A 14,503-nucleotide genomic window follows, 5' to 3' on the forward strand; every position below is an offset into this window, starting at 1 on the left:
TTGTAACAAGCTATAGTTTATGTAATTTGTCTGATGAATGTTCTGTCAAAAATATCATGGCTTTAGTTCCAACGATAAGTAAACTGACATCAATACAAGTGCCCACACTCAATGATTGCAGTTCACAAAGCCTGCTCAATTACTTTGATAATTCTTGGGAACTTGAAGAAACACTCATGAAAAGTTTGGTCGGGGAAGAAACTTTTTATCTTAACCCCGATCCTTTAAGAAACCGTCTAATTTTTTATCTTGGTCACTCAGCAGTTTTTTTCATCAACAAATTAATTCGCGTTGGTTTAATCAAAGCTGGAATCAATTCACAATACGAAACCCTATTTGAAATTGGAGTTGATCCCCAAACACCGACAGAACTCGACGCAGCTATGCAAGGGGTTAGGTGGCCTGATGTCGAAAAAGTTTGGCAATATCGAGACAAGGCACGAGAAGCAATTACAAAAGTTATTCAAAAGACTCCCCTGGATCTCCCGATTCATCAACAGCATCCTTTCTGGGCTTTGCTGATGGGAATAGAGCATAGTCGGATTCACTTTGAAACCTCTTCAATGCTAGTGCGTCAATTGCCAACTGATCGCTTAAAACGTCCCCAAGGCTGGAATTACGCACCTAGCAAGGGTAACATTCCTAACAATACAATGCGCCGGGTTCCGGGTGGTGTGGTGAAACTAGGAAAACCCAAGGATGATCTTACCTATGGTTGGGATAGCGAATATGGCGATCGCACTGTTGAAGTGAAACCGTTTTTAGCTAGTCAATATCTCATCACTAACGGCGAATATCTGAAATTTGTTCAAGCTGGTGGTTACAATAATCCAGATTACTGGAATGCTGAATCTTGGGATTGGAAGCAACTCTACAACGTCCAACATCCCAAATTCTGGATACCCTTCCAGGATGGTTATCGCTATCGAGCCACATTCGACGAAATAGACTTACCCCTAGATTGGCCTGTAGAAGTCAATTACTACGAAGCGATCGCATTTTGTCGTTTTCAAGGCTCAGATATCCGCTTGATGACTGAAGCCGAATGGAATCAAGCCTTACTCATCTCTGAGGATAACCAGTTATCAAGTAACTATAATCTCAACTTACAATTCATTTCCCCTAGTCCAGTGGGAATGTTCAAACCAGCTAATAGTGCTTCTGGACTTTCCGATCTTAGAGGAAACGTCTGGGAATGGTTAGGGGACACATTCAACGCCCTACCAGGATTTCAACCTCATCCGCTTTATAAAGATCAAGCAGCACCGTTTTTTGATGATAAACATCAAATGATGCTCGGCGGTTCTTGGGCTACTAATGGATCAATGGCATTACCAACTTATCGTAACTGGTTTCGTCCTTACTTTTATCAACACGCTGGTTTTAGAATTGCTCAAGATTTCAAAGGAGATTGTTGAGAATGCGACCAAATCCTATCGTACCAAAACCTGGTCAAGAATCAGTTTGGGATTATCCTCGTCCGGCTCGTTTAGAAGATAGCAACAAATCAATTCGGATAATTTGTAATGGTACTGTTTTAGCAGAAACAACTAAAGCTAAAAGAGTTTTAGAAACTAGCCATCCTCCTGTTTATTATCTTCCTTCTGAAGACATTAAACTAGAATATCTAATTGAAACACCTAAAAAAACTTGGTGTGAATGGAAAGGCAAGTGTCAATATTATGATATCAGCATCGGTAATAAGTATATAAATAACGCTGCTTGGCGATATACTGAACCTACACCTGATTTTGTCACGATTCAAGAATACTATGCTTTTTACCCTAGTTTAATGGATGCTTGTTATGTAAATGATGAGCTAGTTATGTCTCAACCTGGCGATTTTTATGGTGGATGGATTACTGCTGATATTGTCGGGCCATTTAAAGGTAGCCCAGGAACAATGGGGTGGTAATTCATTGAAAGAGGCGTGAAACTCTATCTCAAGAGTGAGGGGAGAGGAATAGCCGCCCCAACCCTTGGGGCATTGGGCATTGGGCATTGGTAACTTTTTGCCCATACCCAAAAACTCCATTCCTTTGTGGGTGGAGTTTTTCATATAGAAACAGAATTGGTATAAGCCAAGTTTCAAACTTAGAAGCAGCAAGAAATTTAAACATAGTCGTTCTTTAGGAAACTCCAAAAAATAAATTATCCAATTTCTGGACTTCACTACGACTTTCCCAGCCCCCTGCCTCTATAGCGATGGTATATTTTTTTATTTGGAAGTCCCTTATCTATGAATACAACAAAGTCAATTCCACCTGCAAAGCTCAATTCTAATCTCACGATTCAGGAAACAGCAAAAGGACGAGGAGTGTTTGCTAAAAAAAAATTTGCTCCAGGGGAAACCGTCGTGGTAAGTATCCAAATTGAAGCAGTTCCCGAACGAACAATTTATTCCGTTCAGGTGGATTTTAATTTGCATGTCAAACTAGATGAGCCTGCTATCCTCACTAACCATTCTTGCGATCCAAATACTGGTGTAAGGAACAATCAGTTTGGGGGATATGACTTCGTTGCTTTGGGCAATATCGAAGCAGGTGAGGAAATTACCTGGGACTACGAAACCACTGAATATGAATCAATTGCTGTCTCCCGGTGCTTGTGCAAATCTTCATCCTGTCGAGGGAAAACATTAGGATTCAAATTTCGGGAACAAATGTTACGCGATCGCTATGGGGATTACATTGCTGATTATTTGAAAACCCAAAGCAAATGATGTTTGATAATGCATCTATACTATACTATGCATTCTAAATAACATCTATAGCTACATGAAAAATAATTCGGCGTAATTTCAAAATCATTCTAGAGACGTTACATTGCAACGTCTCTACATTCAGATCCTTGTTTTGCTTAAGCCTTTTTCAACCAGCTAAACATAGCGCGTAAATCTTTGCCAACTTCTTCAATTTTGTGTTCAGCTTCTTTACGACGCAAGGCGGTAAATCCTGGTTTACCAGATTGGTTTTCTAGAACAAATTCTCGTGCAAATTGTCCAGATTGAATTTCGCTGAGAATCTTTTGCATTTCAGCTTTGGTTTGTTCAGTTACAATCCGCGGCCCACGAGTATAATCACCATATTCAGCAGTGTTAGAAATGCTGTCGCGCATTTTAGCTAAACCGCCTTCTACAACCAAGTCAACAATCAGCTTGACTTCATGCAGACATTCAAAATAAGCCAATTCTGGTTGATAACCAGCTTCTACCAAAGTTTCAAATCCGGCTTTAATTAAAGCACTCAAACCACCGCACAATACCGCTTGTTCGCCAAATAAATCTGTTTCGGTTTCTTCGCGGAAAGTAGTTTCGAGAACACCAGCGCGAGTCCCACCGATACCTTTAGCGTAAGACATGGCGCGATCGCGTGCCTGACCACTAGCATCTTGATAAACTGCAAACAGCGCAGGTACGCCTTCACCACCTTCATAAGTCCGCCGTACTAGATGCCCCGGCCCTTTTGGTGCTACCATCACTACATCTACGTTAGCCGGTGGTACAACTTGCCCAAAGTGAATATTGAATCCGTGAGCAAAAGCTAATACATTCCCTTCTTCGAGATTGGGTTCAATTTCATTTTTGTAAATCGTTTTTTGGACTTCATCAGGTAACAAAATCATGATGAAATCAGCAGCATTAGCAGCATCTGCAACATTTTTCACAGTTAACCCAGCTGCTTCGGCTTTTGCGACTGACTTACTACCCGGATATAGTCCCACAATCACATTCAAACCACTATCTTTGAGATTGAGAGCGTGGGCATGACCTTGAGAACCGTAGCCGATGATAGCAATAGTTTTTCCAGCCAAAAGGTCTAAATTGGCATCTTCGTCATAGTACATCCGGGCCATAGAAGCATCTCCTGTCAGCAAGCATCGTCATTTATTGGCAGGCTTAAGATTGTACCTCAAATTGAGTAACCACAGATGAACTGTTACCCGGATTTCTCAAAATATGCTCAAAACCTTATAAAACCTAAGATGACATTCGGTGCAGCGAGAGTACAGTCCTGGCTACTATATCACCTTGAAACTTAGCTGAGGTAACGGTTCCAGTAGACACCATAACGTTATTACTTCCAATTTGAGTTCAAACTCGATTGATTAATCAAGCATATACAAGCATATATAGCCATCCTATTTGAGTTGTGAAAAATATAGATTAAGAAACGAACCGCCAAGGACGCCAAGGACGCCAAGGAAGGAAAGAAATAAAGAGAGATATAATTTTCACGAATGATTTAGGACTGCTATAACAGTCGAACTGCGGTTTTAATTGAGTTAGTAAATTAAAGTAATCATTCATCAAGTCAGACTACCAATGCTCTCCCAAGATAAACCAAATCCAAAAGATTCACCGCAAAAATCGTGCGAAACACATCGTCAAAACCTTCTGCCTACTGCCCCATTACCGGAATCTATTAGTAAAAATATTGAGACTATCATCGCATTGCACAAACGTTCTGAAAAAGACGTACCGCAACACCAAAGAGTTGTAGAAACGGTAACTGACTTTTTTGGTCGTCCTGCATTCCTGTATAGCATCCTGCTTGGGATTATTCTGTGGGTAACACCCAATGTCTTACCACGACGTTTGGGCATACCAAGATTTGATCCTGTTCCATTTCCTTGGTTACAATTTTCACTGACTGCGGGTTCATTGTTGGTGACAGCAGGTGTGTTGGTTAAACAAGAGCGACAAGAAAAGTTAGCAGAGCAACGGACGCAGCTTATTCTTCAACTTAACCTGCTCTCTGAACAGAAAATCGCTAAACTCATCGCTTTGGTTGAGGAATTACGCCAGGATATTCCCAATGTCAAAAATCGCTCTGATCCGGAGGCTGAAATGATGAAGTCCCCTACCGATCCGCACGCAATTATAGATGTATTAGAAGAGACTTTAGCATCCGAGTTAGCAAGTTTCTCTCAGCAAAAAACATCAATTGAAGAATAATTGGATTTTGGACAAAATTTTATGCCTGTTACATAAATCGCAACAATAGAGGCTTTGAGTTTTACTTCAGTAATACTGGGGTTAACTTCATCCATCTAGGGGTAGATTATGTACGCTTCGACTAAATTACAGCGCCCATCTGTTTTATTTGCGAGTGCGTTATTAGGAGGGTTAATCTTTACTAGTTGCGCTTCTTCCAATCAGTTAGCAAATAAGCAGTTACCTCCAATGGCAGCCGATGGTGCGGCAAATCCAGCATCTGCACCTGCTCGTGAAAGCAGTATTTCCCAAAAGATGGAAGCTGCACCAATAGCCCGTTCTCGTCCCCAACTCATCAAAAAGGCAGCAATCTCTTTGACTGTCAACTCCGTAGAGAAGACTATTGATGCTGTTTCGCAAATTATCAATAAACAACAAGGGGATTTGATTGGGTTGAGACAACAACAACCCAAAACCGACAACCCGCGTTACACAGCAACAATCCAATTGCGGATACCAGAGAACCTGCTGGAACCTACCCTAGAAGAACTAGCTAAATTGGGCACTGTTGAAAGTCGTAATATCACGGCAGAAGATGTGGGCGATCGCCTTGTAGATTTCCAAGCTAGATTAACCAATCTGCAAAAAACTGAAGCCAATTTGCAAAAAATTATGGATCGGGCGGGTTCTATTAGAGATGTGCTTAGTGTTGCCCAAGAATTGAGTAATGTCCGAGAAACTATAGAGCAAATTAATGCCCAACTCAAAAGCCTACAAAATCAAGTTGCTTATTCCACTATTACGCTGAATTTACAAGCAGCAGTTTCTAGCACCAGTTCACAACCTGCCTTCGGTTTGCAAGTTCAGGAGACTTGGAATAAATCTACTCACTCCCTTAGTTCATTTTCCATTGGCTTACTCAAGTTGGGTATTTGGTTAGTTGTTTACAGTCCCTATTTGTTAATTTTTGCTGCCCTTGTCTATGGTTTTAACCGTTGGCGGCGAACTCATTCACCACGTTTGACACAAGCACCAGAATCAACTAGTTCTGAGTAAGTTTGCATAAATTTTACATCTTCCCTTGATAAATTTACACAAGCAAAGAGCAATTCAAATATTCCCAGCTCTTATTATCTGCGCCTCCATATTGAAAAGTTCTGTTTGTCTTGTAGTTTTGACTACTTTAATCTTTTATCAAATGTAAAGAGCAATACAAAATATGTGATGACAATTTTGATACAAATTTGTTAAGAATAGTTACAATAGTCGGCATACACGATAATATTTCTTATGGTAAATTCACTTGACAATAATCCACCTCATAAAGTAGTTATTGTTGGCGGTGGTTTTGGTGGACTTTATGCGGCAAAAACACTCGCTAAAGCAGCCGTAAACGTTACTCTGATTGATAAACGTAACTTTCATCTATTTCAACCCCTTTTATACCAAGTCGCCACAGGTGCGCTATCTCCTGCGGATATTTCCTCACCGTTGCGTTCTGTCCTTAGCAAGAGCAAGAATACGAAAGTGCTGTTGGGAGAGGTGAATAATATTGATCCAGAAGCAAAACAAGTGACTGTGGGCGACGAAGCAATAGCTTACGATACGTTAATTGTCGGCACAGGTGCGAAGCATTCCTATTTTGGCAAAGACAACTGGGAAGAATTTGCTCCTGGCTTGAAAACTGTAGAAGATGCTATAGAAATGCGTCGCCGGATCTTCTCGGCGTTTGAAGCCGCAGAAAAAGAAATCGATCCAGAAAAACGCCGTGCTTGGTTAACCTTTGTAATTGTAGGTGGTGGCCCTACTGGTGTAGAGTTAGCTGGTGCGATCGCAGAATTGGCAAATCAAACTCTCAAAGAAGATTTCCGCAACATTGACACATCAGAAGCCAAGATTTTGCTATTGGAAGGTTTGGATCGGATTCTGCCACCTTTTGCACCAGAGTTATCACAAGAAGCGGAAGCATCCCTGACGCGCTTGGGGGTGGTTGTGCAGACAAAAACACTGGTGACGAATATTGAAAATGATATTGTTACCCTCAAACAAGGCGAAGAAGTTAAAGAAATTGCCTCAAAAACAGTATTATGGGCAGCAGGTGTAAAAGCTTCAGCAATGGGAAAAGTGCTAGCAGAACGCACAGGTGCTGAGTGCGATCGCGCTGGACGGATTATCGTCGAACCTGACTTGAGTATTAAGGGACATCCCAATATTTTTGTAGTTGGCGACTTAGCAAATTTTTCTCATCAAAATGGTAAACCCCTACCTGGTGTTGCACCTGTAGCCAAGCAAGAAGGTGAATATGTAGCGACATTAGTCCAAAAGCGGCTTGCAGGTAAGAGTTTACCGCCCTTTGCTTATACCGATTATGGTAGTTTAGCGATGATTGGGCACAATTCTGCTGTGGTAGATTTGGGCTTTATGAAGCTGAAAGGTTTTGTTGCATGGTTGTTTTGGCTATTGATTCACATCTACTTCTTAATTGAATTTAACAACAAATTAGTAGTAATGATTCAGTGGGCATGGAACTATTTCACCCGTAATCGCGGAGCAAGATTAATTACAGGACAAGAATCGCTCACTGAGATTGTAATTAGCGATCGCAATTACACATCAGCCGAGAATAAACAGCCAGTAAATGTCTAATTGAGCATGGGGCATTGGGCATTGGTTTAAGTTAATTCTTCTGCTCCCCCTGCCTCCCCTGCCTCCCCTACTTCCTCATCTCCCCACTCTCCGCCCTCATAAATTAGCAGTAAGCTATTTTAGGGCGTTTTTTATATTTACATAATGGCAACTATCAACAACAACTACCTGAAACTGAAAGCGGGTTATCTGTTTCCAGAAATAGCTCGGCGGGTGAATGCCTTTGCAGAAGCCAACAGTAATGCTAAGATCATCCGGCTGGGCATTGGTGATGTTACCGAACCTCTGCCGGAGGCTTGCCGCACAGCTATGATTAAAGCTGTGGAAGAAATGGGCGATCGCAATACCTTCAAAGGTTACGGGCCAGAACAAGGCTATGCTTGGTTGCGCGAGAAAATAGCTACTCAAGATTTCCAAGCACGGGGAGCCGATATAGATGCTTCCGAAATCTTTATCTCCGACGGTTCCAAGTGCGACACCGGCAATATTCTGGAAATCTTTGGACATGACAACACAATTGCCGTTACTGACCCCGTTTATCCCGTATATGTAGACACTAACGTTATGGTGGGAAATACGGGAGATGCCAACGATAAAGGCGAGTTTGAAGGTTTAGTTTATCTACCAATCACGGCTGATAACAACTTTACCGCCGAAATTCCCTCAAAAAAAGTCGATTTAATTTATCTCTGCTTTCCCAATAACCCCACTGGCGCAACTGCTACCAAAGAATATCTTAAAGCATGGGTAGAATATGCCAAAGCTAATAACTCGATTATTTTCTTTGATGCAGCCTACGAAGCTTACATTACCGATCCGTCGCTTCCCCACTCAATTTATGAAATTGAAGGTGCAAGAGAAGTTGCGATCGAATTTCGGTCTTTTTCCAAGAATGCAGGTTTTACAGGAACTCGTTGCGCCTTAACCGTAGTACCAAAGACACTCACAGCAAAAGCCGCCGATGGTTCCAATGTCGAACTATGGAAACTCTGGAATCGCCGCCAGTCTACCAAGTTTAATGGTGTTTCTTACATCGTCCAACGGGGAGCAGAAGCTGTTTACTCTGAAGAAGGACAGACACAAATTAAGGGATTGGTGAATTTCTATCTAGAAAACGCCAAAATTATCCGCGAGAAACTCACAGCCGCCGGATTATCAGTCTATGGTGGCGTGAATGCGCCTTACGTTTGGGTGAAAACTCCTAATGGTTTATCCAGTTGGGAATTCTTTGATAAGTTGTTGCAAACTGTCAATGTTGTGGGGACACCTGGTTCTGGCTTTGGTGCTGCGGGTGAAGGTTACTTCCGCATTTCGGCTTTTAACAGCCGGGAGAATGTCGAAGAGGCGATGAAGCGGATTACGGAGAAGTTTAAGGTGTAGAGCGATCGCTTTTAGCCGCTTTTGTTAAACTCAATTCATTAATCTAAAGGTTACGGTGGGCTATTTTATCCACCGCAACCTAATAGATTTTGAATTTTGAATTTTGAATTTTGAATTGGAGCGAAGCGACGTGACTTCTGCTATCCCCGTTTTCAAACCTGTCAGCCAGATGCAATTAGCACCTGGTAGCACAGTGACTATTCCAGATGTTAGCTGGGAAGAATTTGAATCTATTTTACAAGAATTGGGAGAAAAAAGAACTACACGAATTGCCTATAGCCAGGGTGCTTTAGAAATTATGGCTCCTTTACCAGAACATGAAATACCCAAAGATTTAATTTCTGATATTGTCAAAATATTGCTGAAGGCTAAAAATATTAGATATCAACCTTTTGGTTCTACTACCTTTAAACGGCAAGGTATAGCAGGAGTTGAACCTGATGCTTGCTTTTATATTCAGAATTATCAACAGATGATTGGTCATCGCCGCTTACAACCTGATGATCCGCCCCCAGATTTGGCGATTGAAACTGATGTCACATCGAAAACTACTCTTGATGCTTATGAAGCGATTGGAGTCCCAGAATTATGGGTTTACGACAGTGGAAACCTTTCTATTTGTTTGCTCAGAAATGGGAAATACATAAAATCTAATACCAGTCTTAATTTTGAGGACATAGCTATTACTCAGATTATCCCTACTGCCGTAGAACGTAGTTGGCAAGTAGGAAGTTTTCAAGCTTTGGAAGAATTGGAAGCAATGATTTAGTAACTGCTACCGCAGTACTGCTGTGGATACTAATCCCGCATTTCTCACAAGTTTGAAATGCAGAGGGGCAGAGGGGATTGAACAAGGCACATTGAACTCTCCTCTGCTCCCCTGCTCCCCTGCTCCCCTGCTCAAGGTTTTGAGAGATGTGGTGAGAAATCCGGGTAATATCGTACAGTATACCCTTGACTTAACTTACCCACAATTTTGACATCTGCGATCGCCTTCACGTTGTGCTAGAATCGCTTTTTTCTTCTCCATCATTAGGTAAATCAATTTTTGGCTCAACTTTTGCTAGTCCATAATTAGCCAAAGTCACCCCTTCTTCTAAATATACAGCCGAGTATTTACTCAACCCGATACGTTGTGCAGAGTAAATTCCTGAATGACCTGAAAATAAATAGCTCACGATACAGCCAATACCAATAAATAGCCCCGATTCCAGACCAAATAATTCAATTCCCATTAAGGTAGATGCCAATGGTGTATTTGCTGCACCCGCAAATACACCCACAAATCCCATTCCTGCTAAAAGTGGTGCAGGTAATGCTAAAAGTAGCGATAAAGCATTACCTAAAGTCGCACCAATAAAAAACAAAGGTGTCACTTCCCCACCTTTAAAACCTGCTCCTAAAGTTAAAGCAGTTAAACCTAATTTGACTGCAAAATCCCAAGGAGGTAGCTGAATAAAAAAAGAATCAACAATAGTAGGTATACCAAGCCCAATGTATTTAGTCGTACCACTCAACCCAACAATTGCTGCTATCATCGCACCGCCGATAAAAGGACGCAGTGGAGGATAAGATATTTTTGCTTTAAAGAAGTGGCTAATTTGGTGAGTTAATTTAGCAAAGAATCTTGCGACAATTCCAAAAATTGTACCTGCGATAATGGCAGAAATCAATCCCCAAATTGTGAGCGTCGGTATAGAGGAAGCGTGTCGATATGCTGTATGATGTAAACCCAATAGTAAGGTTACTTGATTTCCAACGATCGCAGCAATTAAAGAAGGAAAAAGAGCGTCATAATGAATTTTACCAATCGCTAAAACTTCCAAACCAAATACAGTTCCAGCTAAGGGAGTACCAAAAACTGAAGCAAATCCTCCACTGATACCTGCTGTTAAAAGAATTCGCCGATTAGCCCCTTGAAAATGCAATATTTTAGTTAGCTGGTCTGCCAAAGAAGCACCCATTTGTAATGCTGTACCTTCACGACCGGCTGAACCACCAAATAAATGCGTAAGGTCTGTTCCTAGTAAAACTAGAGGAGCCATACGAAAGGGAATAATCTTTTTAGGTTTATGAATTTCTTCTAGTAAAAGGTTATTTCCAGCTTCTACAGTCCGACCAAATTGATGATAAATCCAACCACTCAAAAAGCCACCCAAGGGAAGCAAGGCGATAATCCAGCGATGTGATTCTCGCCAATCAGTTGCCCATTCTAATGATGCTAAAAGAGCCGCAGAAGCTGTTCCAGCAAAAATGCCAACCACAAAGGAAATGGGCAACCATTTAACTAGGTGTGGTAATGCAATAAATGGTTCAAATTTACGGAGTAAAATCCACAATATACTGGCTAGCATTCCATGACTCCTTGAGGTGCGATTTGTAGACAGATACTTTCTACAGGTGAGTCAGGTATGCATTTAACCAAGTCCTACTCTCCCGCAGTCAGCGAAGAAAGTAGAAGCCATCAGCCTTACAGTGATGAATTTTAGGACTGAAAAGGCGGTTTCGGCGAGCTCCATCGCCATTGATTTGATTTAAATCAAGGATACCATTTTTGCTTTTCAATATTTGTTTCTTTGGGAAACTAACAATAATACAGCTGCTAACGCAAACAAGCTCCCAGCGATAAATGTCGCCTCTGCTCCCAGTATTTGCCATAACCCACCAGCTAGCAAACTGGCAGGTAAAAGCGCTAGTCCTACAGCTAAGTTGAGGAATCCAAAAGCAGTGCCACGCAGATTTGCAGGTATACTATTTGCCACTAACGCTAATAGCAATCCTTGACTCATGCCCAGATGTAAACCATAAAAGGCAAACAATCCCCAAACTTGCCAAGGTACTTGTACAAAGGCGAAGCCCAGATATACTAAAGCGTATAGAACAAATCCGCCTACTAGTAGCCAAAATCTACCCAAGCGATCAGAAAGTATTCCTAATGGGTATGCACTGAATGAGTAAGCCATATTCATCACCACTAATGTCAACGGAATGAGTGAGGCAGAAATCCCTATTTGCTCGGCTCGCAGCAACAAAAAGGCATCGCTAGAGTTTCCTAAATTGAATAGCAGTGCCACTGCTACAAGTACCCAATATTTTTGGCCCAAACTGCGTAAACCTTCCCATTGCAGAGGATTACTTCGGCTTAGTTGAGTTTGCTTTGTCCTTGGTTCTCGCACTCCTACTGTTAATAAAGCCACCGCCAAGCAACCAGGGATGAGTGCTAGCCAAAAAACAAGGCGGAAGTTGTTTTTGGAAACAGCCATTAAGGTAAATGCTGCCAAAGGCCCCAAAAATGCTCCGATAGTATCGAGAGATTGACGCAATCCGTAGGCTGCACCGCGTACCTCTGGGTTAGTGGAATCGGCAACCAAGGCATCACGGGGTGCTACACGAATCCCTTTGCCAATGCGATCGCCAAATCGAGCTATTAACACCCCAGTTGAACTAGTAGCTACAGCGAATAGTGGTTTAACGAAGGTAGATAAGCCGTAACCAAACACTGCTAATCCCTTGCGATGTCCCAGATAATCACTCAACGCTCCCGAAAATATTTTTAAAACTGAAGCTGTTGCTTCTGCAATGCCTTCGATGATGCCCACAGTCAAAACATTCGCCCCTAAAACTGATACCAAAAATAAGGGCAATACAGAATGAATCATCTCAGAGCTAATATCTGTCAGCAAACTGACAAATCCCAATACCCAAACAGTGCGGGGAATTGTCTGGAAAAATTTCTTTTGTAGTTGCATATTTCCTGTTTACCTGACTGGCTTTTACTACATCAACTCTATAATTCTTGAGAATCAATAGGTATATGAAGCAGAAGGTATAGACTCATAACCTTATTTATTGGAAATTCCTAATGGCGTAGGCATCGCACTTGCAATTTCTGTCTGAGTAAACAATTTACTTCTACAGATAGATGTCTTTTTAGTATCTTATAGAAATAACTTTTATTATCAAAAGAGCAAGTATCAAAAAAAACTAAATTTTTATTTATGAAGGCTAAGTGGGAAAACCGTACTTATCTGATAGGTTTTCTGTACCATATATCTAAGTTTAGCTGGATACAATCAAAATGTAGCTTAATTAATGCTGTTTCAGAGAAAAAAATACAGCATTAGCAGGAGAGCGAAAATATGACAAATCAATTGAAAACGGCTGTTTTGCTAGCTGCGTTAAGTGGTCTTTTGATCGCAATTAGTTACTGGATAATTGGCGGTACTAGTGGCTTAATAATAGGGATAGGTTTAGCAGCAGTAACAAACCTGTTTTCCTGGTATCAGTCAGATAAGATTGCCCTGGCAGTATATCAAGCCCAGCCTGTGAGTGAAAGGGAAGCACCAGGACTTTATCGGATGGTGCAAAGATTAAGCGATCGCGCTAACATTCCCATGCCTAAAGTTTACATTGTTCCAAGCCAAGGTGCTAACGCCTTTGCTACAGGACGCGATCCAGAACACGCTGCTGTTGCTGTCACCGAAGGCATTTTGAATATATTGCCAGAGGACGAACTTGAAGGCGTTATCGCCCACGAACTCACCCACATTATTAATCGTGACACCCTCACACAAGCTGTTGCTGCTACCGTTGCTGGTGCGATCTCATTTTTAGCGCAAATGGTTAGTTATAGCTTATGGTTTGGCAGTGGTTCACGAGATGACAACAGAGGTGCAAATCCTTTAGGTGTTTTATTAACAGTAATGCTTGCGCCATTGGCTGCAACGATTATTCAGCTAGCAATTTCGCGTACACGAGAATTTTCTGCTGATGCAGGTTCAGCTAGATTAACTGGTAATCCCCGCGCCTTAGCTAGGGCACTGCAACGTTTAGAAGCCTCGGCAAAGCAGATGCCTTTAAATGCCAATCCAGCTTATGAGCCGTTATTAATTATCAATTCTATCTCTGGACAGTTTATGGGTAACTTGTTCTCTAGTCACCCTGCTACAGAGGAGCGAGTTGCAGCATTACTGAAGCTAGAGCAACAATTGCCAACAACAGTTTATTAATTAGTCATTAGTCATTAGTCATTTATGAATTGACAATGACTTATGACTACCAGTACAGGGTGCAGTTTTCATCCGAGAGTAAGCTTTGCAATTTAAGGATGTTTAAACTATGACTTATAACAACATCGAATCCTTTGGAACGCCAGTAATTGAATCTACTGAATCCATAGTAATTGTAAAAATTAGTCCTGAAACCGACAAATTAGTAGAAACCGAAATGGCTGGCGAAAGTGATGAAGTCAAGCGCGAAACCAAAGCGCTGATTGAGGCACTAGAAAGACGCAGCCAAGCGGAGTCAGCAGGTACTCTTACGCGTGAAACTTATTTGAAAGCTGTGCGACAAGCACGAGAATTGATTGAAGGCAGGAAAGTGAAGGAGCGCGATCGCTTAGAAGACTCTTGGGCGATAATTCAAGACGAAGCCGAGAGAAACTGGCATTTAATGATGAAAGACTTAGTAGACTTCAGCTTTCGCCTGCAAAAGGCAGCTATTGCTGCTTGGGAAACCTTCAATCACCCTTACTCTCGTTAG

13 protein-coding genes and 1 riboswitch are annotated in these 14,503 nt (G+C 41.6%); of the genes, 10 read left to right on the plus strand and 3 right to left on the minus strand.

Translation table 11 applies throughout. The features are described from left to right. Nucleotides 1-56 precede the first annotated feature (56 nt). From ovoA to RMZ43_RS31840, 3 genes are all read left to right on the plus strand, one after another. Nucleotides 57-1,418 carry a 5-histidylcysteine sulfoxide synthase gene (ovoA, locus tag RMZ43_RS31830; RefSeq protein WP_322653330.1) on the plus strand — a complete coding sequence of 454 codons (1,362 nt, stop codon included), beginning with the start codon at nt 57-59 and terminating at the stop codon, nt 1,416-1,418. A 2-nt stretch (nt 1,419-1,420) separates the two neighbouring features. After that, nucleotides 1,421-1,915 carry a DUF427 domain-containing protein gene (locus RMZ43_RS31835; protein WP_322653331.1) on the plus strand — a complete coding sequence of 165 codons (495 nt, stop codon included), beginning with the start codon at nt 1,421-1,423 and terminating at the stop codon, nt 1,913-1,915. A 324-nt stretch (nt 1,916-2,239) separates the two neighbouring features. Next, nucleotides 2,240-2,722, plus strand: a complete 483-nt coding sequence (locus tag RMZ43_RS31840; RefSeq protein WP_322653332.1) for an SET domain-containing protein — start codon at nt 2,240-2,242, stop codon at nt 2,720-2,722. A gap of 137 nt (nt 2,723-2,859) precedes the next feature. Here the strand turns inward: RMZ43_RS31840 and ilvC are convergent, their stop codons facing one another. Further along, a complete protein-coding gene (gene ilvC, locus RMZ43_RS31845) occupies nt 2,860-3,855 on the minus strand; it encodes a ketol-acid reductoisomerase (protein WP_322651194.1) in 996 nt (331 codons plus the stop codon). A gap of 469 nt (nt 3,856-4,324) precedes the next feature. Between ilvC and RMZ43_RS31850 the strand changes: the two genes are divergently transcribed. The 5 genes from RMZ43_RS31850 to RMZ43_RS31870 all read left to right on the plus strand — a co-directional run bounded on the left by RMZ43_RS31850 (nt 4,325) and on the right by RMZ43_RS31870 (nt 9,731). Further along, nucleotides 4,325-4,957 carry a DUF1003 domain-containing protein gene (locus RMZ43_RS31850; protein WP_322651195.1) on the plus strand — a complete coding sequence of 211 codons (633 nt, stop codon included), beginning with the start codon at nt 4,325-4,327 and terminating at the stop codon, nt 4,955-4,957. 108 nt (nt 4,958-5,065) lie between these two features. Then, nucleotides 5,066-5,992 (plus strand): DUF4349 domain-containing protein, encoded by a 927-nt coding sequence (locus RMZ43_RS31855; RefSeq protein ID WP_322653333.1) that lies wholly within the window; start codon nt 5,066-5,068, stop codon nt 5,990-5,992. A 234-nt stretch (nt 5,993-6,226) separates the two neighbouring features. After that, nucleotides 6,227-7,582: an NAD(P)/FAD-dependent oxidoreductase gene (locus tag RMZ43_RS31860; RefSeq protein WP_322653334.1), complete on the plus strand. Its 1,356-nt coding sequence runs from the start codon at nt 6,227-6,229 to the stop codon at nt 7,580-7,582. 144 nt (nt 7,583-7,726) lie between these two features. Continuing rightward, nucleotides 7,727-8,962 (plus strand): LL-diaminopimelate aminotransferase, encoded by a 1,236-nt coding sequence (locus RMZ43_RS31865; RefSeq protein WP_322653335.1) that lies wholly within the window; start codon nt 7,727-7,729, stop codon nt 8,960-8,962. A 130-nt stretch (nt 8,963-9,092) separates the two neighbouring features. Next, complete coding sequence (locus RMZ43_RS31870) at nt 9,093-9,731, plus strand: Uma2 family endonuclease (RefSeq protein ID WP_322653336.1); 639 nt, start codon at nt 9,093-9,095, stop codon at nt 9,729-9,731. Nucleotides 9,732-9,957: 226 nt separating this feature from the next. On the opposite strand, the gene RMZ43_RS31875 is transcribed toward RMZ43_RS31870, so the two are convergent. Both RMZ43_RS31875 and RMZ43_RS31880 read right to left on the minus strand, forming a co-directional pair. Next, nucleotides 9,958-11,316 carry a voltage-gated chloride channel family protein gene (locus RMZ43_RS31875; protein ID WP_322653337.1) on the minus strand — a complete coding sequence of 453 codons (1,359 nt, stop codon included), beginning with the start codon at nt 11,314-11,316 and terminating at the stop codon, nt 9,958-9,960. A 94-nt stretch (nt 11,317-11,410) separates the two neighbouring features. Further along, a riboswitch (Fluoride riboswitch) is annotated at nt 11,411-11,494 on the minus strand. A gap of 29 nt (nt 11,495-11,523) precedes the next feature. Continuing rightward, on the minus strand, nt 11,524-12,711 hold the full coding sequence (locus tag RMZ43_RS31880) for an MFS transporter (protein WP_322653338.1): 1,188 nt from the start codon (nt 12,709-12,711) through the stop codon (nt 11,524-11,526). A 390-nt stretch (nt 12,712-13,101) separates the two neighbouring features. On the opposite strand from RMZ43_RS31880, the gene RMZ43_RS31885 reads away from it, so the two are divergent. Both RMZ43_RS31885 and RMZ43_RS31890 read left to right on the plus strand, forming a co-directional pair. Next, nucleotides 13,102-13,971 (plus strand): zinc metalloprotease HtpX, encoded by an 870-nt coding sequence (locus RMZ43_RS31885; RefSeq protein ID WP_322653339.1) that lies wholly within the window; start codon nt 13,102-13,104, stop codon nt 13,969-13,971. A 109-nt stretch (nt 13,972-14,080) separates the two neighbouring features. Further along, nucleotides 14,081-14,503, plus strand: a complete 423-nt coding sequence (locus RMZ43_RS31890) for a hypothetical protein (protein ID WP_322651202.1) — start codon at nt 14,081-14,083, stop codon at nt 14,501-14,503.

It is taken from the genome of Nostoc sp. CmiVER01 (genome assembly GCF_034531135.2).
Taxonomy (GTDB): domain Bacteria; phylum Cyanobacteriota; class Cyanobacteriia; order Cyanobacteriales; family Nostocaceae; genus Nostoc.

Excerpts from the sequence above, each read along its gene's own strand:
- RMZ43_RS31875 (WP_322653337.1), bottom strand. The coding sequence starts at position 11,316 with ATGCTAGCCAGTATATTGTGGATTTTACTCCGTAAATTTGAACCATTT.
- RMZ43_RS31850 (WP_322651195.1), top strand. The coding sequence starts at position 4,325 with ATGCTCTCCCAAGATAAACCAAATCCAAAAGATTCACCGCAAAAATCG.
- RMZ43_RS31840 (WP_322653332.1), top strand. The coding sequence starts at position 2,240 with ATGAATACAACAAAGTCAATTCCACCTGCAAAGCTCAATTCTAATCTC.
- ilvC (WP_322651194.1), bottom strand. The coding sequence starts at position 3,855 with ATGGCCCGGATGTACTATGACGAAGATGCCAATTTAGACCTTTTGGCT.
- RMZ43_RS31835 (WP_322653331.1), top strand. The coding sequence starts at position 1,421 with ATGCGACCAAATCCTATCGTACCAAAACCTGGTCAAGAATCAGTTTGG.
- RMZ43_RS31855 (WP_322653333.1), top strand. The coding sequence starts at position 5,066 with ATGTACGCTTCGACTAAATTACAGCGCCCATCTGTTTTATTTGCGAGT.
- ovoA (WP_322653330.1), top strand. The coding sequence starts at position 57 with ATGGCTTTAGTTCCAACGATAAGTAAACTGACATCAATACAAGTGCCC.
- RMZ43_RS31860 (WP_322653334.1), top strand. The coding sequence starts at position 6,227 with ATGGTAAATTCACTTGACAATAATCCACCTCATAAAGTAGTTATTGTT.
- RMZ43_RS31890 (WP_322651202.1), top strand. The coding sequence starts at position 14,081 with ATGACTTATAACAACATCGAATCCTTTGGAACGCCAGTAATTGAATCT.
- RMZ43_RS31880 (WP_322653338.1), bottom strand. The coding sequence starts at position 12,711 with ATGCAACTACAAAAGAAATTTTTCCAGACAATTCCCCGCACTGTTTGG.
- RMZ43_RS31885 (WP_322653339.1), top strand. The coding sequence starts at position 13,102 with ATGACAAATCAATTGAAAACGGCTGTTTTGCTAGCTGCGTTAAGTGGT.
- RMZ43_RS31865 (WP_322653335.1), top strand. The coding sequence starts at position 7,727 with ATGGCAACTATCAACAACAACTACCTGAAACTGAAAGCGGGTTATCTG.